Genomic DNA, 21,724 nt, shown 5'->3' with positions numbered 1-21,724 from the left:
CCGTTGCGACGATTAAACCAGCCGAATCTGACAAGAGTATGACCGGAAGCTGGCGAGCAGATCTTTCAGACTAGCAGGATAAGTAACCCCTCTGGCCTGCCGGTGATAAAAAATGGCAATCTGATTAGCGCCTGCCCATACTTGGGTGAACGTTAATAGGGACATTGAGCGCCATCCCATGAGCAAATCGCTGCATACCTTCCTCCTCTCCTGCCTGTTATTTGTCGGCCTGTTTCTGACGGCCCAAAGCAGCCTGGCGGCCCCGACTGAAGACCAGGAACCCAGCCTGAAAGAGATTGCCGGGCAGCTAAAGCAATACAAGACGCAGATAGACAACATTAAACAGCAGGTTTCGCAGACCAATACTGACAGCCGGCTGATTAAGCTGTTCGACACCACGCAAAAGCTCGGCGTGGAGGTGGATAGCCTGACCGCGCTGCTGCAGCCGATGCACGACAAAGTGCAGGCTCAGCTGCAGGTGCTGGGGCCTGCCCCGGAGACCGCTGCGGGGAATGAAACCGCCAGCGTGTCCCGGCAGCGCAACGCGCTGAACAGCGACAAAAAGCAGATTGATGAGGCCATCAGCACCTCGCAAAGCCTGCAAACCAACATCCGGGCGCTGGGCATCCAGATAAACGATCTCCGCCGCACCTATTTTAAATCCCAGCTGGCGTCGAACAGCGGGAGCATGTTGAGCGCCACCTTCTGGCTGCAGGAAGCCGACACCCAGGCCGTGGATATCCAGCGCTTCAATGCCTTTGGCGAGCAACTGCTGGAAACCTGGCAGGCGGCCTGGGAACCCGAGTTGTTCTGGGGCACCTTCTGGCTGTTCGTGGCTGCCGCCGCGATTGTGTTGGCTGGCTGCTACCTGATTGAGCGGCTGCTGGTCTGGATCGCCATCACCTGGTTGCCGGATGGTCGCCTGCGCCGCAGCTTCAATACTCTGGCAAGCACGTTAGTGACCATGTTTACTATCGCGCTGGCACTTTCCATTGTGAAAAGCGCCTTTTCCCGGGGGACGGAGTTCTCTCCCCAGGTGAACGATTTTGTCGACGGCTTTGTGCAGCTGGCCGTGTTCTGCTCATTGATTTATGGCGCTGGCCGCGCGTTTCTTTCCCTGAACCGCCCTTCGTGGCGGCTGGTGCAGCTCGACGACAGCGTGGCGGAAAGCGTGCGTTACTTCCCGCCGCTGCTGGCGATTCTCGGCCTGCTCATTGGCTGCCTCGACCTGATTAATAATACGATTGGCGCCAGCCTCGGCACCGCGATCCGCGCCAACGGGCTGATTGCTGCCGTTATGGCCAGCGTGCTGCTGACCATGATGCTGCGCGTGCAGCACGCCCACCGGCGGCTGGAAAAAAATGGCGAGCCCGCCGAGAAGCGCTCCCGGATCGACGCCTTAGTCTGCCTGCTGGTCATGCTCGCTTCGCTTGCGATTCTGGCTTCGCTGCTTGTCGGCTACATTGCCTTTGCCCGCTACCTGACTTACCAGGTCATCTGGTTCGGCATGGTGCTGGTGGCGTTTTATTATCTGGTGACCTTCGCCACCGACTTTTTCGCCGCCGTGTTTTCACCGCACACCGCCCCCGGCCAGGCAATGAAAAAGTCGCTGCGGTTTAAAGACCGACACCTTGAACAGCTGGCCGTGGTGTTTACTGCCTTCACCAAATGCGCGCTGATACTCATGACCATTATCGCGCTGTTTAACGGCACCTTCGGCACCACCACGCCGAGCCTGCTTATCAGCAAGCTGGTGACGATTTTAAGCGGCGACGGGCTGAAGCAATTGCACATCGTGCCCGGCAACCTGCTGAACGCCGTACTTTGCCTGGTGATTGGCCTGTACATTCTGCGCGTAACCCAGCGCTGGCTCAGCCAGGAGCTGCTGCCCAAAACCATTACCGATATCGGCATTCGCGCCTCGCTGATTACGCTGTTTACCAACGTCGGTTACGTGCTGCTGATCCTCATCACCCTGGCCGCACTGGGCATTCAGTGGAACAACCTGGCCTGGATTGTCAGCGCCCTGTCAGTGGGGATCGGCTTTGGCCTGCAGGAGATTGTGAAGAACTTTATCTCCGGCCTGATCCTGCTGACCGAACGCCCGGTCAAGGTCGGCGATATGATCGGCATCGGCGGCATTGAGGGCGACGTGCGGCGGATCAACGTGCGCGCCACGGAGATCCAGCTCAGCGACCGCTCGACGATGATCGTCCCCAACTCGCAGCTGATTTCCCAGAACGTGCGCAACGCCACGATGGGCAACGCGCAAGGGGTGGTCACCATCGCCCTGACCTTCCCGACCAACATTGACCCGGAGCTGGTGCGCGATTTACTGCTCAGCGCCTACCAGGACTATGAGGTGATCCTGCCGACGCCTGCGCCGTATGTGCGCTTCAGCCAGTTGGGGCCGGAAGGCATTATCCTGAGCGTGACCGGCTACGTGGCCAGCCCGCGCATGGTCGGCTCCAGCAAAAGCGAACTGTTGTTTAATATCCTCAAGCTGCTGCGCAAAAATGAGGTGAATCTGTCCAGCCCGCAGGAAGTTGTTTTTATGAAGCAGCGGGCGAAAGCTTTGGACGATGACGATGAGTTTTCGTCTTAAGTGAATCTGAATTTTGGAGCGGCTTAACACTTACTGACTATTCAGGACTTTCCTTATCACTGCTGCGTTGAATGCTGATGCCTTAGTCCTTACCCTCCACATGGATAGTAGATTTATAAGGACATAAATACATGCTGGCGATTAAATGGCTACATCGGCTTTTAACGGCCGTCCTGCTGATGGTTGTGATTGGCTATGCCTGGATGAACTTCAGCCCCTCAAACCCGATCCATCCCCTGAAACGGACATATCAGGTTAACCACAACACCTGGCTGTATATGACAGAACAAAGCAGCGGTGGTACTGTAAGCATCCCGGCAAACCGAACCATTCACTTTTAGAGATCTTCCGACATACTGATTATGTCCCCTGAGGAGATCGCCATGCGTAAAGCCCGATTCACCGAGCACCAGATCATCACTGTACTAAAGTCTGTCGAAGCAGGCCGCACCGTCAAAGATGTCTGTCGCGAAGCGGGAATATCTGAAGCCTCGTACTACAACTGGAAAGCAAAGTATGGCGGGATGGAGGCTTCAGATATCAAAAAGATGAAAGATCTTGAGGACGAAAACCGTCGTCTCAAACAGATGTTTGCCGATCTCAGCCTTGAATGCCGGGCCCTGAAAGACGTTATCGAAAAAAAGCTTTAAAACCAGCGATAAAGCGGGAGCTCGTCAGCTATCTGACGGCACAATTTGCCATGAGCATTCGCCAGGCGTGCAGGACATTATCGCTGAGCAGGACGGTATATTTTTATCAGCCCGACACCCGGCGTGATGAGCCGGTGGTCCTGGCGTTGACCGAACTGGCAGAACGTTATCCGCGATATGGTTTTAAGAAGCTGTTCCAGCTGCTACGCAGGCAAGGCAACGCCTGGAACCATAAACGCGTTCACCGAATTTACTGTCTGCTGAAACTGAATTTTCGTCGTAAGGGAAAACAACGGCTGCCAGTGCGTAATCCGGCACCACTGATGACGCCTGAGGCACTTAACCAGAGCTGGTCGATAGATTTTATGCACGATGCGCTGGTCTGCGGCAGACGCTTTCGGACATTCAATGTAGTGGATGATTTTAATCGTGAGGCCCTGGCGATAGAAATCGACCTGAATATCCCGGCACAACGCGTCGTGAGAGTGCTGGACAGGATAGTGGCAAACCGCGGTTATCCGCTAAAGATGCAGATGGATAACGGGCCAGAACTGGTCTCACTGGCGCTGGCACAATGGGCTGAGGAGCATGGTGTGTTACTGGAATTTATTAAGCCCGGCAAGCCAACGCAGAATGCCTTTATTGAGCGTTTTAACCGGACGTACCGGACAGAAATCCTGGATTTTTACCTGTTCAGAACACTGAATGAAGCACGGGAGATTACCGAGCGCTGGCTGATGGAATATAACAACGAGCGGCCTCATGAATCCCTGAATAACCTGACGCCGGAAGAGTACCGGCTGATGGCTGAAAAACTGGAACACTCAAAAAGTGCATGGAACTGAAGTTGGGATGCTTACAGTACAACCGTCCCTGTCGCCTGGCGCTACTACCTGAGCAGTCAATTAAGTGGCGACGACAGCGATATTGCCCGCCAGTTAAGTACTGCGACACCAATCGTTGTCGGCTATGGCACGATAACCGACATTCAGGTGGATGATAAAAACGTTATTTCAGTCGCCTACAGCGGGAAGGTGCTGTCAATATCTGACGATGCCACGTAGGTTCGCTTTAAGATACAACCACACTGAAACTAACTTTCCCTGCCCGCCTTCGCCGTGCTTTGTCACAGCGAAGGCGGCCGCCGCTTATTTAGTGCAGACCCTGCACCAGTTCGCCGTTAGTCCACGCCAGCCCTTTCTTCGTGCGCACGAAGCGTGGCGCGGTTAAATTCTCTTCCAGCAGACTGAACAGCTGGCTGAGAAGATCCGTCATTTGCACCTGTTGAGCCTGCCCCAGCTGCTGGCCCAGCAGCACCTGGGTTACGGCGCTGCAATACTCACAGAGCATATCGGAATCGGCCTCTGACACGGTGCAGGGCGCCGCCGCTTGCCCCTCTTCCACCGTTAACCGCTCAATAAGATGCTGCGGCAGCGGATGGGTTAACACCACTCTCAGCACGTTAAACCCCGCCAGCAAACGCCCCACCAGTGCGATGTATTCCGCGTGGCTATGTGTTTCGGCTAATTCATCCATCCAGCAGTTGCAAATATCCAGCACATGAAATAAATCGTCCTTTGCGCCCAGCGGCATTTTTAATAACGCTGCGATGTCCTGAGCAATAATCGTTTGATCCTTCGTCATTTCCGTGTACGCGAATGTGTTACTATCGGCGTTAGCCATGATGTGACTCCTTATGCAAGTTACGTTGTGGTTAGCCCTCGTCTGGTGTTGGCGCACCTTTCGGGGGCGAATTTTTTCTTCGGTTACCTTTGATTGCTTTCTGGGCAATACTTTCTGTTTTTTATACTGGATAAGTCAACAGTGGTTTGGTTTAAAATTATTGGAAACCTAAAAAACTCGAGGGGGATCGCGGAAATGTGATAACTGGAAACTTACGTTTCATTGAGAAATAATTTTCACTTTAATGACTCTTTTAGAGTTATATTTAACTCTCTCTATTTGTGATACGGAAACCTAATCTAATTATTGTCTAAAAATATTATTCCCACCCTAACTCCCTGTATGTTTGTTTATCCCGCCCCGGGAAATCCGTTGTATACCCTCCCCAACCACGATAATGATAGTACTGCGTCATGGCTTCAAAGTGGGAAACTAACTTACAGGAAAGAAATAAAAACCTTGATTATTATAAACTAATTGATTATTAAAAACTAAGACTGGAAAATACCAGCCTTAATTAATAACTCGTTCATTTATAACATGTAAGCACCAATAATTAGTTCATATAAGGCCTATCAGATTCACGATCAAATAATTTTTTAAAGAAATCAAAATTGACAACTCGATTAACTCCAACCTTTATCGAAGATGAATTTTTATAATAAAAGTCAAAATGATATCTTGGATGAACCCGACCATTTTCATTTATAATATCATCATCAAATCTAAAGTATCCATGATCTTCAGTTATCAAATTAGTAAAAACGTCACAATAATTTACAGCATCTTTTAATTCAAGATTATAATTCAAAATGATATTTTCCAATATATCTTCATGTGAGTATCCATAATCCCGGCAAGACTTAATACAACTTCTCATTATGGATATAAAAGATGAAGTTACAGGCATATTACATTCATCATAATTGAAGCTAATATTACCGACATAATCAATTATCTGAAACGGTAAATACATTGTATAGTAACCAAGATCTTTTTTAATTAAAATACGAGTTGAATTGCCTGTAAATATTGCCAACTCTGCATCACTCTCTTTTAGAGTTCTGCAATGTCCGCAACAGTTGACTATTTCTATAAATGTCAATACGTTGAGGAAATTATCATAAGAGTCTCTTACAGGTACAAAATCTGAAATATGATAATCAGGTATGTTAGAAAATAAGTAAATACTCATAACTTTTTATTCCTAATATATTCAGCCTCAATTATCGATAGTAAATACTCCTCAGTATAATCATCAATACCTTCAAGCATTGAAGATACTGTGCTGATAATTTTAGCGACCAAGCGGGGCGTTGCTTTTCTTGGTTCGCAATAACGTTTAACTGATTTTTCAATAGATATACCTTCAGCAAGGATAAATAAATCTTTTTGCTTCTCAATTTCTTCGGCCGTTGGTATCCTGACATTTAATTCATTACAAGATATCAACTGTTCTAAACCGGTTGATATTGCATTATATACGTTTGAATCTGTATCATTACTGAGTAACAAATGACTTTCTAGAAACGATCTCGCCATCATTGTGTAAAGTGCATTTCTGAAACCAGGATAATAATGAAGTTGTTTTGCAAAACAAATTACAAAAGGAAACTCCAAGCCTTTAGCATTATTTATATTGGAAATAAATAACTTGTCAGTTAGTCTATCCTTTGTCTCAAAGGATATATTAGAATCCCAATTATATTTATCCTTTATTTTAATTCTTAATGTTGATATTTCATCATAAATATAATTAGCCTTGTCAATAAAAATTATTGCAATATCCCCTTGCTCCACAGATGGATATCTATCTCTGATGGTTTGAATCTTTGTAATTATCTCATCAGATATATCAGAATCATTTTCTAATAAATGTACCGATGTGCTTGGATAATTGTTTGGAATATCCTCAAATCGTCTTAAAGGATCACGCGTTAGGTGTGCTCTCCCATCATTATCATTGTAATTATATCCACAGGCATCCCACTCTTCCGGCTTTAACCATCTCAATACTGGATTTTCAAATAATCCCATACCTAATGCATGTGAAAACATTAAGTTTTTAGGATCAGTTCTATAACATTTTTTCAGAACCATATTCGCCGTACTGACACCATCATCTATCGGCCTAAAAATATTCTGAAAAACATCTCCAGCTATAAATACCTTTTTAGCAGTTACCAATTCACATAATTGTAAAAAACTACTAGGAAAATCCTGGCTTTCGTCGATAAATACATAATCAAATGCTTTATTACTCAGATCTTGTTTGGATAAAAATTCAACGGCTTTTTGGCTGTGATAATCTAAAGATCCTGACCCGTAAGTTCCAAATGGTATGTTATAAAAATGACAAATATAGCGATACATTCCTGAATAAGGATCCTTCCCACTTCCCCAAGATTGAAAGCAGAAGAGCTTACTATTCCACTCAATCTGTCTCTCAACTCTCATGAAATCAAAAAAATCAGGAATTCTGCTCTTCATGGTTGATGCTAGAATTTTATTAAAGCATGTAAATGCTATTCTTGATTCTGAGTCATTCGAAAAAATCTCTTTTACTTTATGTAATAATAACTCAGTCTTCCCTGAGCCTGCCAAACCTTGAATAACGTATTTTTTTTCAGGTCCGGTCTTAAATACAAAACTAGTTTGATCTGTATCAAAAAGGATTATTTTCGATTTAACACTATCTAATAAATTATCAGTTTCTAATTTTAACTTTGAAACATCATTAATACTACCAACAATCAACGATGTAATAAGATCGACACGCCTAGCCAGAACTTTATCGACAAGATATAGTTCTAGATTCAAGCCTTCCGGCAGTGCTGTCTGAAAATATTTTTCCCAGTCTCGTTTTCTTCCTATTTTCTCTCTATACTTAAATTTTTCCGCAAGAAATGAGACATCCTCTAAAAAATCGTCGAGATAATAATTAAACTTACTCTCATCATTGCCAGCATTTATCAAACAAGGTTTCATTCCGCTTGAAAAAATAGCTAACGCATCACTATATTCATATGATGCATCTTCTTTCGATAAAGGTTTACACAAAACATAAGTTTGTTTTTTATATTTTTCAGCAAAATCATCAATTACTTTCTTTATGTTTACTCGCTCAGCTAAAGCTAAGGCATCATGTGTATAAAAACAATAATCAGACATTTTACCACCTTAGTTATTTAGATTAAATAAACTCAAAAAACATCTAATTAAGTTTATTTTTAGAAAACTTTAGATCTTAATACTTTATCACAAATAAGACTGTTTTTGAACGACAATAGTTATAAAATCGATTGCACACACTTTTTGAAAAACAAAAAACTAACACAATGATTTTAATGGGTTTTGTGACATTAATAGAGATCCACCTGAAAAAAACAGAACAACAATGAAGAAACATAAAACTAGCTCAATACTAATACAAAAACATCTCCTACGCCCCTCTCATCTTTGGTAGGTTAGTCTATATCACTAGGATCTTGTTTAAATATTATTCACCCCCTGCTTTATCCCCCCAACACCATCCAACGCAAAGTTAACCCGATACTTAACATCGTTCATTTTATAGAGCAGGTTATAGGTCACATCATTCTTAAGCGTCAGGTTAAAGCAATGATCCGGGTATTTTTTCTGAACATAGTTTTCAAAAAACAAAGGCTGCCGATAGGTATCTTCTGAGGAGGTTAAAAGATAGTAGGTAATAACATCACCTTCTTTCGACTTAATGCAAATTACGTCTCTGTTCTTTTGATAAACAGTGCCCGCGTTTCTAAACTCCAGCCGGTCTCCGACGCAGCCCGAAATTAGCCCTATCAGAATCAGAAGTCTTTTCTTCATGATAAATAGATTCCTTTTTTAAAAGATGTTCTGCCTTTATATTTTAGGCCTTATTGAATAATCATTAATTCTATCTTTATACCCGTAAGAGAAATTCCGTAACACGTAAAACACACAGTTAGTTATATCCTTCCTCAAAAAATGTGACACACCACACATCCCAATATGCGATGCATCACATTCCTCGCTCATTACAGGTTATTCACACCCTGCTTTATTCTCCCATCATCATCTAACGCAAAATTAACTCTATACTTAACATCATTCATTTCATAGAGCAGGTTATAGGTAACACCTTTCTTAAGCGTCAGATTAAAGCAATGATCCGGGTACTGTTTAGCGATATTATCGGCAAAAAACAAAGGTTCTCTATAGGTATCGGCAGATGAACTTAAAATGTAATAGGTAATAACATCGCCTCTTTTGGAGTTAACACAGATGTAGTCATTATTTTTTTTAAAAATACTCCCGGCGTGTCTGAAATCAAGTCGGTCGCCAACACAGCCAGAAAGCATCAGCGCCAATAAAATTACAATATATTTCATAATGGAAAACTCCCAAGCACGCGTTTGTATTTCAGGATAAGATTTCTGATGTTTTCTCGGCGATCGTAATCTTTATATCGGATGTTTCGGATAAAGTTAGAGAAACCATAGTTCAATAACAGCCAATAATCACTGACTATCCCGGCCTGTTGCTCCATGCCATAGTCGGATAACTTTTTGCCATTAAGATCGTAGTAATAATCAACCGCCCAGGAAAACAGGCCCCTGGTTCTGACCATCATGCCTCGCTGATGCTGCCACACATGCATCATTTCATGTAAAAAAAGATGCTGTGAATCGATAGCAGCAACGGAATAATCATCCCGATAGACTTTAGTTTCAAACCATATTTCGCCGTTAGGCGTCATGGCCGTATTACTTTCCTGAATATTGAAAGGAAGATAGCTCCCGTGATGAATCCAGACTTGATGATAACGTATTGAAGATCTGAAAATACTTTGTGCGAGTGCAATCTCGCCGGTTGTTAGCAGTCTTAAACCGCCTCTTTTCAACATAAAATCATCCTTTATTTATATGCAATGTATCGTCCTGGTTTCTGAAATGCCTTTAACATTCACATAGAGAATATTGGTTGAGAACTCATTCCTCCTGTAGATATGAAAATAGTGATAAAAGAAAAGAGGCTCTCGCCTCCTTCCCTTTCACTCAATCAAAGCAAAGCGCCAATCACCCCTTCTTCCCCACCAGCTCAGCAATTCGCACAATCACCGCCACCGCTTTCTCCATCCCTTCCAGGGTCACGAACTCGTGTTTGCCGTGGTAGTTATAGCCGCCGGTGAACAGGTTCGGGCACGGCAGGCCTTTGAAGGAAAGCTGGGCGCCGTCGGTGCCGCCGCGAATCGGCTTCATGATGGGCTCGATGTCGCAGTCGCGCATCGCCTGCTGGGCCACTTCGACAATGTAGGGATGCTCGGCCACCTTCTCGCGCATGTTGTAATAGCTGTCTTCTATGACCAGCTCGATATAGCAGTCCGGGTGCAGGCCTTTGCCGACTTTCTTGGCGATCTCCATCATCCGGCGCTTGCGGGCTTCGAACTGCTCGCGGTCGAAGTCGCGGATGATGTAGTGCATCTCTGCGCGGTCGACGGAGCCTTTCATGGTGTTCAGGTGGTAGAAGCCTTCGTAGCCTTCGGTGCATTCCGGGCTTTCGTCCGCCGGGACTTCAGCGTGGATGCGCGCCGCCAGCGACAGGGCGTTCACCATCACGCCTTTGGCGGTGCCGGGGTGCACGTTGTTGCCGACGATTTTGATGGTCACGGACGCGGCGTTGAAGTTCTCGCTTTCCAGCTCGCCCACGCCGCCACCGTCCACGGTGTAGGCCCATTCGGCGTTAAAGGCGTCGACGTCGAAGAAGTGCGCGCCCTTCCCGACTTCCTCGTCCGGGGTGAAGGCTACGCGAATGTCGCCGTGCGGGATGTTTTTGCCTTTTAATACCGCCAGCGCGGTCATGATTTCCGCCACGCCCGCTTTGTCGTCCGCACCCAGCAGGGTTTTACCGTCGGTGGTGATCAGCGTCTGGCCCATCAGTTGGTGCAATACGGGGAACATCACCGGGGAAAGGATCTCATCGCCGATGCCGAGCGCAATGTCGCCACCGCGGTAGTTCTCGACGATCTGCGGGTTCACGTTTTTGCCGATGAAGTCCGGCGCGGTGTCAACGTGGGAGATAAAGCCAATGGCCGGGACAGCGTGCCCGACGTTCGACGGCAGCGTGCCCATCACCGTGCCGTGGTCGCTGAGCGTGACGTCCACCAGCCCCAACTGCTCCAGCTGCTCTTTTAGCAGGCGCAGGAGCTTCCATTGCCCTTCGGTGCTCGGCACCTGCCTAACGCCGGGTTTGGATTGTGTATCCAGAGAGACATACTGCAAAAAGCGCTCAAGTAATTTATCCATTTAGCCACCCTCGTTTTTAGTGACATCAATTATCAATAAGCCGCATCGGGCAGATATTGCGTCAGGTCACTTTTAATCGGTTACGGAAAAAAATAGTTTTCGCAGAACGAGACGTGAAATCATGAAAACATCACTTTAACCGTAGACGATAACGGCCACGGTTTCTGGCCATCGGGATTGGCGATCCCGCCGCTTTGCCGTAGAATGCCAGCCCTTACTCAACGTGCCAAAACCCAAGGTGGTTAATCACAAACCCCGTATCCTTCGCTCCGGATACGTCATTTATGGGACAGCGTAAAAAATTGAAAAAACAGCCTCGTTCGCACTCCATGCTGGTCAACCTGGCGGGAGTCGCCAAGCGCTTTGATGGTAAATCCGTAATTTCTGACTTCTCCCTCACCATTAATCATGGTGAATTCCTGACGCTGCTCGGCCCTTCCGGCTGCGGCAAAACCACCGTACTGCGCCTTATCGCCGGGTTAGAAACCGTCGATGCCGGGCAAATCACGCTCGATAATCAGGACATCACCCATGTGCCTGCCGAGCACCGCCACGTGAATACCGTTTTCCAGAGCTACGCCCTGTTTCCGCACATGACGGTGTTTGAAAACGTCGCCTTTGGCCTGCGGATGCAGAAAACGCCGGCGGCGGAAATCATCCCGCGAGTGACCGAAGCGCTGAAAATGGTGCAGTTGGAAGAGTTCGCCCAGCGCAAGCCGAACCAGCTTTCCGGCGGCCAGCAGCAGCGTGTGGCCATTGCCCGCGCAGTGGTGAACAAGCCTCGGTTGCTGCTGCTTGATGAGTCGCTGTCGGCGCTGGACTACAAGCTGCGCAAGCAGATGCAGAACGAGCTGAAAGCCCTGCAGCGCAAGCTCGGCATTACGTTTGTGTTCGTCACGCACGATCAGGAAGAAGCCCTCACTATGTCCGACCGCATCGTGGTGATACGCGACGGTAAGATTGAGCAGGACGGCACGCCGCGAGAAATTTATGAAGAGCCAAAGAACCTGTTTGTGGCGAGCTTCATCGGCGAGATCAATATCTTTGACGCGACTGTGCTCGAACGCATCGACGAGCAGCGCGTGCGGGCGAACGTGGAAGGCCGCGAATGCCACATCTTCGTGAATCAGCCGGTGACCGTCGGGCAAAGCCTGAAGGTGCTGCTGCGCCCGGAAGATTTGCGCGTGGAAGAGGTAAACGACGCCCGTGAAGTGGACGGACTGATTGGCTACGTGCGCGAACGTAACTACAAGGGCATGACGCTGGAGTCCACCGTCGAGCTGGAAAACGGCAAGATGGTGATGGTCAGCGAGTTCTTTAACGAAGACGACCCGGACTTTGACCATACGCTGGATCAAAAAATGGCGGTGACCTGGGTAGAAAGCTGGGAGGTTGTGCTGGCAGATGAAGAGCTCGCGTAAATTCCAGAATGTGGTGATTGCCACCGTGGTGGGCTGGCTGCTGCTGTTTGTCTTCCTGCCCAACCTGATGATCATCGTCACCAGCTTCCTGACTCGCGATAACGACAACTTCGTGAGCCTGGTGTTTACGCTGGATAACTACACCCGGCTGGCCGACCCGCTGTACGCCCAGGTGCTGCTGCACTCGCTGAACATGGCAGCGATAGCCACCCTGGCCTGCCTGGTGCTCGGCTACCCTTTCGCCTGGTTCCTGGCGCGGCTGCCCGAGAAGGTGCGCCCGCTGCTGCTGTTCCTGCTGATTGTGCCGTTCTGGACCAACTCGCTGATCCGCATTTACGGGCTGAAGATTTTCCTCAGCACCAGGGGCTATCTCAACGAGTTCCTGCTGTGGCTGGGGCTTATTGATACGCCGATCCGCATCATGTTCACCCCGAGCGCGGTGATTATCGGCCTGGTGTATATCCTGCTGCCGTTTATGGTGATGCCGCTTTACTCCAGCATTGAGAAGCTGGACAAGCCGCTGCTTGAGGCGGCGCGGGATCTCGGCGCCAGCAAGCTGCAAACTTTTGTGCGCATTATTCTGCCGCTAACCATGCCGGGGATTGTCGCCGGCTGCCTGCTGGTGATGCTGCCGGCGATGGGGTTGTTCTACGTGTCGGATTTGATGGGCGGCGCGAAGAACCTGCTGATCGGCAACGTGATTAAGAGCCAGTTCCTCAACATTCGCGACTGGCCGTTCGGCGCGGCGACGAGCATTACGCTGACGCTGGTAATGGGCCTGATGCTGCTGGTGTACTGGCGCGCGGCGCGCCTGCTTAACAAGAAGGTGGAACTGGAATGATCGGACGCCTGCTTCGTGGCGGCTTTATGTCCGCCATTTACGCTTTTTTGTATATCCCGATCATCATCCTGATCGTGAACTCGTTCAATAGCTCTCGCTTCGGCATTAACTGGCAGGGGTTCACCACCAACTGGTACAGCCTGCTGATGAATAACGACAGCCTGCTGCAGGCCGCAAAGCATTCGCTGACGATGGCGGTTTTTTCCGCCAGCGCCGCCACGCTTATCGGCTCGCTTACCGCCGTGGCGTTATACCGCTATCGCTTTCGGGGCAAGCCGTTCGTCAGCGGGATGCTGTTTGTGGTGATGATGTCCCCGGACATCGTGATGGCTATCTCGCTGCTGGTGCTGTTTATGCTGCTGGGAGTGTCGCTTGGCTTCTGGTCGCTGCTGTTTTCCCACATCACCTTCTGCCTGCCGTTTGTGGTGGTCACCGTTTACTCGCGCCTGAAAGGGTTCGACGTGAAGATGCTGGAAGCGGCGCGTGACCTGGGCGCGAGCGAGCTGACTATTCTGCGCAAGATTATTCTGCCGCTGGCGATGCCCGCCGTGGCCGCAGGCTGGCTGCTGAGCTTTACCCTGTCGATGGACGATGTGGTGGTGTCTTCGTTCGTGACCGGGCCGAGCTACGAGATCCTGCCGCTAAAAATTTACTCGATGGTCAAGGTCGGCGTTTCGCCGGAAGTGAACGCCCTGGCCACTATTCTGCTGTTACTTTCACTGCTGCTGGTGATCGCCAGCCAGCTGATTCTTCGCGATAAAACTCAACCTCAGGGGACGTTAAAATGAAAAAATGGCCACGCCACCTGCTTGCTGCGGGCGCTCTGGCGCTCAGCTTCGGCGCCGCACATGCCGACGACAGCAAGACGCTTTATTTCTACAACTGGACCGAGTACGTGCCGCCGGGCCTGCTGGAGCAGTTCACCAAAGAGACCGGCATCAAGGTGATTTATTCGACCTACGAGTCGAACGAAACCATGTACGCCAAGCTCAAGACCTACAAAGACGGCGCGTACGATTTAGTGGTGCCATCCACCTACTTTGTGGCGAAGATGCGCAAAGAAGGGATGATCCAGAAGATCGACAAGAGCCAGCTCAGCAACTTTAAAAATCTCGACCCGGATATGCTGAACAAGCCGTTCGACCCGAATAACGACTATTCCATCCCGTATATCTGGGGCGCCACGGCAATTGGCGTGAACAGCGACGCTATCGATCCGAAAAGCGTCACCAGTTGGGCCGACCTGTGGAAGCCGGAGTATAAGCAAAGCCTGCTGCTGACCGACGACGCGCGCGAAGTGTTCCAGATGGCGCTGCGCAAGCTTGGCCTGTCCGGCAACACCACCGATCCAAAAGAGATTGAGGCCGCGTACCACGAGCTGCAAAAGCTGATGCCCAACGTGGCGGCGTTTAACTCCGACAACCCGGCCAACCCCTATATGGAAGGCGAAGTGAACCTCGGTATGGTGTGGAACGGCTCGGCCTATGTGGCTCGTCAGGCCGGAACGCCGCTGGAGATCGTCTGGCCGAAGGAAGGCGGGATTTTCTGGATGGATAACCTGTCGATTCCGGCCAACGCGAAGAACGTCGACGGCGCGCTGAAGCTGATCAACTTCCTGCTGCGCCCGGACGTGGCTAAGCAGGTGGCGGAAACCATCGGCTACCCGACGCCAAACCTCGAAGCCCGCAAGCTGCTGCCGAAGAACGTGGCAGAAGATAAGTCGCTGTACCCGGATGCAGAGGTGATTAAGGCTGGCGAGTGGCAGAATGATGTGGGTGACGCGAGCGCGCTGTATGAGTCTTATTATCAGCGGTTGAAGGCGGGGCGGTAAGTTTACCCTCACCCCGGCCCTCTCCCTGGAAGGGAGAGGGAGAAAACAATTGATTTATGCTCGATCCAGTTCCCTCTCCCCTTTGGGGAGAGGGTTAGGGTGAGGGGCTCAGAAGAACTACAATCCCTTCAAAAGCTTATCCACAAACTCAGGCACCACCTGGCTCGCCAGGCCGTAATGCTTCTCTTCAAACTCGCTGCCGACCTGGCTTGGCTCCAGATTCAGCTCCACGGTGTGCGCCCCCTGCAAACGGGCCTCGTGCACAAAGCCTGCCGCCGGGTAAACGTGCCCGGAGGTGCCGATAGCAATAAAGTAATCTGCGGTGGCAATCGCCTGATAAATCTCGTCCATGCCAAGCGGCATTTCGCCGAACCAGACGACGTGCGGGCGCAGTGCCGAGGAAATCTGGCAGCAGTGGCAGCGGTCTTCCGGGGTGATGTCGTCCTGCCAGTCCAGCACCTGGCCGCTGCTGGCGCAGCGAACCTTGAGCAGCTCGCCGTGCATGTGGATGACGTTTTTACTGCCCGCCCGCTCGTGGAGGTTGTCGATATTCTGGGTGACCAGCACAAAATGGTCGCCCAGCGCCTCTTCCAGTTTCGCCAGCGCCAGGTGTGCGGCGTTGGGCTGGATTTCCGGCTGCTGAAGCTGGCGGCGGCGGTCGTTATAAAAACGCTGCACCAGCGCCGGGTCACGGGCGAAGCCTTCCGGCGTCGCCACGTCTTCAACGCGGTGCTCTTCCCACAGCCCGTCGGCGGCCCGGAAGGTACGAATACCTGATTCAGCGGAGATCCCCGCCCCGGTCAGTACAACAACTCTTGGTCTGTCCATCGCTTCCGGCCCTGTCCTGTCTCTGAAAAAGATGCGCTGACGCAAACGTTGGCGCAGCAGGCGTTTGTTCTTCCGAAACCGGCTCAGCCGGTGCTGACGACGAGAAAGCATGACTTACTCCGTGTAGTGGAGGAATGCCGCACCACGCATACCGCCTGCGTCACCGTGGCGCGCCTGTTCAATACGCGGCACTGCGGCCACCGGCAGCAGGTACTTCGGCAGGCGTTCCGGCAGTTGGGCGTAGATATCGCTAAAGTTAGACAATCCTCCGCCAATCACCACCAGATGCGGGTCAATTGAGGTCAATAAATTGCCGAGGCAGGCGGCCAGCAGCTCCAGGAAGCGGTCCACGTGCTCGATGGCCTGCTCGTCGCCCTGGCGGTAGCGGGAGATGATCTCTTTCGCGTCCAGCGGCTCCTGGTAGAAGTGCTGCCACAGCCAGGCAAAACCGCGCCCTGAGAGGTAGTTTTCAATGCAGCCGTTTTTACCGCAGCCGCAGCGGGTAAACGGAATATCACGCCCGAGGATTTCCAGCGCGTCTACCGGCAGGCGGGTATGGCCGAATTCGCCGGTGATGTAGCTGCGGCCGGTGATAGATTTGCCGTTGATGATGATGCCACCGCCGACGCCAGTGCCGAGGATCAGGCCCATCACCACCGGGTAGTTGAGGAACTCGTCGTCCCAGGCTTCGGAAAGCGCGAAGCAGTTGGCGTCGTTGTCGATGCGCACGTCGCGCTCAAGCATGGCGCTGAGATCGGCGCGAAGCGGTTTGCCGCTGGCAGCCGGAACGTTAGCGGCATACAGCGTGCCGTCGTCGGTTTCCGGCATGCCCGGAATGCCGATGCCGACCGAGCCGCGGCAGTTAAACTTCTCGTCGGCCTGCGCCACCAGCCCGACCACCGCGTCGAGGAAATTTTCGTAACTGTCATGAGGAGTAGCAACCCGGGCTTCCCAAAGTAAACGCCGCTGCTGGTCGTAAACGCCGAGTGCAATCTTAGTGCCGCCGATATCAAATCCGTAATACATCGCTGCTCCCAATGCCCGTTGTGCCTCAAGCTGCGCCTGGGTTCTGCCGGGCCACAGCTCGAATGATGTAGGGCAAATTATAGTTAATTGAATTTATTGTCCGCTTAGCACCCTTGCCGGATCGATATTGCTTGCGCGCCGGGCCGGGTACCAGCTAGCCAGAAGGCTAAGGACCAGCGCCGTCACCAGAACGTAAACCACGTCCAGCCAGTGCAGCTCAGAAGGTAAGAAATCAATGAAATAAATATCACCGGACAGGAAATGGTGCCCGATGAGTTTTTCAATCACGCCGATAATGTTGGTCAGCTGCCACGAAGCCAGCACGCCCACCACCACGCCGCTGACGCTGCCCAGCAGCCCGGCCAGCAACCCGTACCAGACAAAAATAGCGCGGATCAGGCCGTCTTTGGCGCCCAGCGTGCGCAGCACCGCGATGTCGCTGCTTTTGTCTTTCACCGCCATCACCAGCGTGGAAACGATGTTAAAGCAGGCCACGCCTATCACCAGCACCATCGCCAGATACATGATGGCGCGGATCATCTGGATGTCGCGGTACATATAGCCGTAGGTATCAATCCAGCTGCTGATACGCACGTAAGAATTGGTTGCCAGCCCCGCGTCACGCACCAGCTGCCGGGCGTTAAACACGTCATTCACCTTGATGGCTATCCCGGTGACGCTATCGCCCATATCCAGGTAGCCCTGAGCATCCTGCAGTGGCACCATCGCCAGGCTATGATCCAGTTGGCCGCTAAGGGACAGAATACCGGCGATTTGCAGCCTGACTCGCTTGGGCTGCATCAGCTTGGTGCCGCCGTCGTTGTTGGGGATCATGATCGACACCCAGTCGCCCTGCTTCACCTTCAGCGCGTCCGCCACGCCTTTGCCCATAATGATTTGCTGCTGCCCGGCCTTGAAGTTTGCCCAGGCATTGTTCTGGACGTATTGTGGCAGAGCGCTCAGCAGCGTTTCCTGCACCGGATCAACGCCCTTCACCTCAACGGCGCGCAGATTCGCCCCGCTCTCCACCAGTCCGGTAAAGCGAATATAAGGCGCTGCGGCCACGATGCCTTTGACGCCTTCCACCTCGGGCAGCGCCCGCTGCCAGTTGGTAAAGGGCTGGTTCACCGGCTCAATGTCACCGTGGGGCACCACGGCAAGAATGCGGTTTTTCAGCTCGCGCTCGAAGCCGTTCATCGCGCTCAGGCCGACGATCAGTACCGCCACGCCCAGCGCGATGCCTAACGTGGAGATCACTGAGATCAGCGACACCATGCCGCTGCGGCGTCGCCCGCGGCTGAAACGCAGGCCAATCAATAGAGAAAGCGGGGAAGCCATTACTCCGCTCCCATCAAGGTCAGATCGCTGGTTAAGCGGCCATCGCGCATTTCCAGCTGGCGGGACATGCGTTTCGCCAGCTGCAGATCGTGGGTGACGACCAGGAATGCGGTGCCCTGGCGCACGTTCAGTTCGCCCAGCAGCTCGAAAATACTGTCGGCGTTGCGCGCGTCCAGGTTACCGGTCGGCTCATCCGCCAGCACCAGACGCGGGTTGTTCACCAGCGCACGGGCAATCGCCACGCGCTGACGTTCGCCGCCGGACAGCTCCGACGGGCGGTGGCTGCTGCGGTGATCCAGCCCCACGGCGGCCAGCATCTCCAGCGCGCGCTTCTGCACTTCTTCCGGCTTTTTCTTACCGATAAGCAGCGGCATCGCCACGTTTTCCAGCGCGGTGAAGTCCGGCAGCAGGTGGTGGAACTGATAGATAAAGCCCAGCTCGCGGTTACGCAGCTCCGCCTTCGCCGCCGAGGAGAGTTTGCTCATCGCCTGGCCGTTGAACACCACGTCGCCGGAAGTCGGCGTGTCCAGGCCGCCCAGCAGGTGCAGCAACGTACTTTTGCCGGAGCCGGAGCTGCCGACAATCGCCATCAGTTCACCCGCGTTGATGCTGAAGCTGACATCGTGCAGCACATCCGTTTGCACTTTGCCTTCCTGATAGCGTTTGCACAGGTTGTCACACTGCAACAGGACAGAATTACTCATAACGTAAAGCCTCAGCGGGTTGGGTCGCGGCGGCGCGCCACGAAGGGTAAAGCGTGGACAGCAAAGCAATGGCCATCGCCACAATGGCAATCACCACAACCTGTACCGGTTCGATGGCAACCGGCAGGGCCGCGCCATCAAGCAGGATGCCGATGATCGGCATTAAATTATTCAACTGGCTGGCAAGCAGCGCCCCGAGCAAGGCCCCGAGCAGCGCGCCAATCACGCCCGCGCCCGCGCCCTGCACCATAAACACGGTCATGATCTGGCGACGGGTTAGCCCCTGGGTTTGCAGAATCGCCACTTCGCCCTGCTTTTCCATCACCAGCAGGCCAAGGGAGGTAATGATGTTAAAGGCGGCGACGGCCACGATCAGGCTCAGCAGCAGCCCCATCATGTTTTTCTCCATGCGCACGGCCTGGAACAGCTCGCCTTTGCGCTCGCGCCAGTCTTTCCATTCGGTGCCCTGCGGCAGCGTTTGTTGGCTCAGCACATCGACCTTGAGCGGCTCAGCCAGCCACAGACGCCAGCCGGTGATATTGCCCGCCGGGTAGCGCATCAGGCGTGAGGCGTCCTGCTGGTTGACCAGCATCTGGTAGCCGTCCACTTCGCTGTTGGCGGCGAAGGTACCAATCACGGTGAACAGACGCTGGCTCGGCAAACGCCCCATCGGCGTAAACTGGCTGGCAGACGGCACCATAATGCGGATGGTTTCCCCACGCTTAACGCCCAGTGAACCGGCAAGCTGCTCGCCGAGGATGACGTTGTACTGCCCGGCCACCAAATCGGCCTGCTTAACGTTCACCAGGTACGGGGAAAGCGGATCTTTCTCGTCCGGCTGCACGCCCAGCATTACGCCCACGCCCACGCTGCGGGCGCTTTGCAGCACCACGTCACCGGTAGTCAGCGGCGCAATACGCGTCACGCCCTGAAGTTTCAGGGAATCGGCGGGAAGTTGCTGGGGATTAATAGAGCCGGAAGGTGAGGTGATCAACGCCTGCGGCATCAGGCCGAGGATGTTGTTTTGCAGCTCACGCTCGAAGCCATTCATCACCGAAAGGACCGTGACCAGCGCCATCACCCCGAGGGTGATACCAATCGTCGACAGCCAGGAGACAAAGCGGCCGAAGCGGTCCGCTGCTCGCCCACGCATGTAGCGCAGGCCTATAAATAACGCGACAGGTTGATACATGAAATCCGTCTTGTTGCGGGTTGCCTAAGCAAAGATCCGGGAAGTATACGACACCTCCCCGGCCAAATGAATTCCGTCGACTAAATTATTCCCGTTACATCTCAAGTGCCTGCACCTTTTCCTAAATTTACCAAATCAGCGCCAAAAACAGACAATTGAGGTCGAGATCGCATCGGTTTGACACCAGGATAGCAGGCCCATGACAACTGGAGCCCGTCACGACGCGGATATCGCATGAAGAAAAAGCAACTCTGGATCAACCAAATCAAAGGATTATGCATTTGTCTGGTGGTTATCTACCATTCGGTGATTACCTTCTACCCTCACCTCACATCTCTCGGGCCCGGCCTGAATCTGTATGTCGCCAAACTCTGGGTTTACCTTAATCTCTACCTCGCGCCCTTCCGAATGCCGGTATTCTTCTTCATTTCCGGTTACCTGATCACCCGCTACATCCATGAAGTGAAATGGCGCGACAGCGTGGACAAGCGGCTGTGGAACATTTTTTACGTGTTACTGCTGTGGGGCTTGATCCAGTGGATCGCGCTGACGCACCTAAACCAATGGCTGGCACCCGACCTTGAGCGTAACCCGACGTCCAACGCCGCCTACGCCGACTCGCTGGGGCAGTTTGCTCTTAGCATGGCAAAGGCCAGCACCAGCCTGTGGTATCTCTACGCCCTGCTGGTTTACTTCGTGATGTTTAAAGCCCTGCGCCGCTACCGCATCCCGGTGCTGGCTGTGCTGATGGGCATTAACGTTGTTATCGCCTTTGTGCCGCTGCCGTGGTGGGGGCTGAACAGCGTGGTGCGAAATATGGTGTATTACGGCCTCGGCGCCTGGTTTGGCCCTTTGCTGATGGCCTGGATGAAGGACTTCCGCTTTTCGCAACACCCGTTTGTCTGCGCAGGCATAGCCCTGGGATCGCTGGCGCTTTATTTTGTCAACGTGCCGCTGGTGATTTCTCTGGTGTCTATCGTAGCTATCCTGCGCGGGTTCTATTTGCTGAACGGCTGGCGCGAAGCACGTGAAGACAGCTTCCTGAACGTGGTGGGCTCGAATACGATTGCCATTTACACCACGCACCGCATTTTGATCGAGGCGATAAGCCTGGTGATGCTGGCTAAAATCAACAGCGGTGCGCTTTCTGACACGCTGGTGCTGGCGATTCTGCTGGTCTACCCGTTTGTTAGCCTGGGCATTTGTACGCTGGTTGGCCTCGGTTTCCGCAAGCTTTCGTTCGCGCTGTTCGGCGATCTGTTTTTCTCTCCTCCCGCGCAAATCGCCGCCAGCCGGTAAG

The 21,724-nt window shown here is 51.9% G+C and carries 20 protein-coding genes; 8 read left to right on the top strand and 12 right to left on the bottom strand.

The genetic code is table 11. The features are described 5' to 3' along the window. Nucleotides 1-178 precede the first annotated feature (178 nt). The 3 genes from AAIE02_RS04575 (at nucleotide 179) to AAIE02_RS04565 (ending at nucleotide 4,100) form a co-directional block, all read left to right on the top strand. Nucleotides 179-2,605 carry a DUF3772 domain-containing protein gene (locus tag AAIE02_RS04575; protein WP_498532062.1) on the top strand — a complete coding sequence of 809 codons (2,427 nt, stop codon included), beginning with the start codon at nucleotides 179-181 and terminating at the stop codon, nucleotides 2,603-2,605. A gap of 131 nt (nucleotides 2,606-2,736) precedes the next feature. Next, the gene (locus AAIE02_RS04570; protein ID WP_498532061.1) at nucleotides 2,737-2,946 is read left to right on the top strand and encodes a hypothetical protein; all 210 of its coding nucleotides are present in this window, start codon (nucleotides 2,737-2,739) and stop codon (nucleotides 2,944-2,946) included. A 42-nt stretch (nucleotides 2,947-2,988) separates the two neighbouring features. Beyond that, nucleotides 2,989-4,100, top strand: a protein-coding gene (locus AAIE02_RS04565) for an IS3 family transposase (protein WP_498532060.1) whose coding sequence is annotated in 2 segments (ribosomal slippage) — nucleotides 2,989-3,250 and nucleotides 3,250-4,100 — 1,113 coding nt in all. Because the reading frame shifts where the segments join, the coding sequence is not laid out codon by codon here. A 307-nt stretch (nucleotides 4,101-4,407) separates the two neighbouring features. On the opposite strand, the gene AAIE02_RS04560 is transcribed toward AAIE02_RS04565, so the two are convergent. From AAIE02_RS04560 to pepT, 7 genes are all read right to left on the bottom strand, one after another. Then, nucleotides 4,408-4,938, bottom strand: a complete 531-nt coding sequence (locus tag AAIE02_RS04560; protein WP_498532059.1) for a hypothetical protein — start codon at nucleotides 4,936-4,938, stop codon at nucleotides 4,408-4,410. A gap of 556 nt (nucleotides 4,939-5,494) precedes the next feature. Beyond that, nucleotides 5,495-6,133 carry an STM2766 family helicase-associated protein gene (locus AAIE02_RS04555; RefSeq protein WP_498532058.1) on the bottom strand — a complete coding sequence of 213 codons (639 nt, stop codon included), beginning with the start codon at nucleotides 6,131-6,133 and terminating at the stop codon, nucleotides 5,495-5,497. After that, nucleotides 6,130-8,109 carry an STM2767 family DEAD/DEAH box helicase gene (locus AAIE02_RS04550; protein ID WP_498532057.1) on the bottom strand — a complete coding sequence of 660 codons (1,980 nt, stop codon included), beginning with the start codon at nucleotides 8,107-8,109 and terminating at the stop codon, nucleotides 6,130-6,132. The genes AAIE02_RS04555 and AAIE02_RS04550 overlap by 4 nt, the downstream gene beginning before the upstream one ends. 321 nt (nucleotides 8,110-8,430) lie before the next feature. Next, entirely contained in the window at nucleotides 8,431-8,784 is a 354-nt protein-coding gene (locus AAIE02_RS04545) for a putative T6SS immunity periplasmic lipoprotein (protein ID WP_498532056.1), read from the bottom strand. Nucleotides 8,785-8,975: 191 nt separating this feature from the next. Next, entirely contained in the window at nucleotides 8,976-9,329 is a 354-nt protein-coding gene (locus AAIE02_RS04540) for a putative T6SS immunity periplasmic lipoprotein (RefSeq protein WP_336707949.1), read from the bottom strand. Then, entirely contained in the window at nucleotides 9,326-9,844 is a 519-nt protein-coding gene (locus tag AAIE02_RS04535; protein ID WP_498532055.1) for a type IV secretion protein Rhs, read from the bottom strand. The genes AAIE02_RS04540 and AAIE02_RS04535 overlap by 4 nt, the downstream gene beginning before the upstream one ends. A gap of 172 nt (nucleotides 9,845-10,016) precedes the next feature. After that, nucleotides 10,017-11,243: a peptidase T gene (gene pepT, locus AAIE02_RS04530; RefSeq protein ID WP_498532054.1), complete on the bottom strand. Its 1,227-nt coding sequence runs from the start codon at nucleotides 11,241-11,243 to the stop codon at nucleotides 10,017-10,019. Nucleotides 11,244-11,527: 284 nt separating this feature from the next. On the opposite strand from pepT, the gene potA reads away from it, so the two are divergent. Genes potA through potD form a run of 4 tightly spaced genes read left to right on the top strand, consistent with a single transcriptional unit; the run spans nucleotide 11,528 to nucleotide 15,336 of the window. Continuing rightward, a complete protein-coding gene (gene potA / locus AAIE02_RS04525; RefSeq protein ID WP_498532053.1) occupies nucleotides 11,528-12,664 on the top strand; it encodes a spermidine/putrescine ABC transporter ATP-binding protein PotA in 1,137 nt (378 codons plus the stop codon). Next, a complete protein-coding gene (gene potB / locus AAIE02_RS04520; protein ID WP_498532052.1) occupies nucleotides 12,648-13,505 on the top strand; it encodes a spermidine/putrescine ABC transporter permease PotB in 858 nt (285 codons plus the stop codon). The genes potA and potB overlap by 17 nt, the downstream gene beginning before the upstream one ends. Further along, on the top strand, nucleotides 13,502-14,293 hold the full coding sequence (gene potC / locus AAIE02_RS04515; protein ID WP_045782112.1) for a spermidine/putrescine ABC transporter permease PotC: 792 nt from the start codon (nucleotides 13,502-13,504) through the stop codon (nucleotides 14,291-14,293). Before potB ends, potC begins: the two co-directional genes overlap by 4 nt. Further along, on the top strand, nucleotides 14,290-15,336 hold the full coding sequence (potD, locus tag AAIE02_RS04510) for a spermidine/putrescine ABC transporter substrate-binding protein PotD (RefSeq protein ID WP_039301991.1): 1,047 nt from the start codon (nucleotides 14,290-14,292) through the stop codon (nucleotides 15,334-15,336). Before potC ends, potD begins: the two co-directional genes overlap by 4 nt. Nucleotides 15,337-15,453: 117 nt before the next feature. Here potD and cobB read toward each other — a convergent pair whose 3' ends face one another. The 5 genes from cobB to lolC form a co-directional block, all read right to left on the bottom strand. Beyond that, nucleotides 15,454-16,275, bottom strand: coding sequence for a Sir2 family NAD+-dependent deacetylase (cobB, locus tag AAIE02_RS04505; RefSeq protein WP_008453397.1), 822 nt, complete (start codon nucleotides 16,273-16,275; stop codon nucleotides 15,454-15,456). Nucleotides 16,276-16,278: 3 nt separating this feature from the next. Then, complete coding sequence (gene nagK, locus AAIE02_RS04500) at nucleotides 16,279-17,190, bottom strand: N-acetylglucosamine kinase (RefSeq protein ID WP_039292009.1); 912 nt, start codon at nucleotides 17,188-17,190, stop codon at nucleotides 16,279-16,281. A gap of 93 nt (nucleotides 17,191-17,283) precedes the next feature. Further along, on the bottom strand, nucleotides 17,284-18,528 hold the full coding sequence (gene lolE / locus AAIE02_RS04495; protein ID WP_498532051.1) for a lipoprotein-releasing ABC transporter permease subunit LolE: 1,245 nt from the start codon (nucleotides 18,526-18,528) through the stop codon (nucleotides 17,284-17,286). After that, nucleotides 18,528-19,232: a lipoprotein-releasing ABC transporter ATP-binding protein LolD gene (lolD, locus tag AAIE02_RS04490; RefSeq protein ID WP_008453403.1), complete on the bottom strand. Its 705-nt coding sequence runs from the start codon at nucleotides 19,230-19,232 to the stop codon at nucleotides 18,528-18,530. The genes lolE and lolD overlap by 1 nt, the downstream gene beginning before the upstream one ends. After that, entirely contained in the window at nucleotides 19,225-20,424 is a 1,200-nt protein-coding gene (gene lolC / locus AAIE02_RS04485; RefSeq protein ID WP_008453405.1) for a lipoprotein-releasing ABC transporter permease subunit LolC, read from the bottom strand. The genes lolD and lolC overlap by 8 nt, the downstream gene beginning before the upstream one ends. 234 nt (nucleotides 20,425-20,658) lie before the next feature. Between lolC and AAIE02_RS04480 the strand changes: the two genes are divergently transcribed. After that, nucleotides 20,659-21,723: an acyltransferase family protein gene (locus AAIE02_RS04480; RefSeq protein WP_498532050.1), complete on the top strand. Its 1,065-nt coding sequence runs from the start codon at nucleotides 20,659-20,661 to the stop codon at nucleotides 21,721-21,723. Nucleotide 21,724: the final 1 nt, after the last annotated feature.

This window comes from Cedecea sp. Ae19-4 (assembly GCF_059801165.1).
The sequence above is the reverse complement of the archived record's forward strand: the minus strand, read 5'-3'. Positions and strand labels throughout refer to the sequence as shown.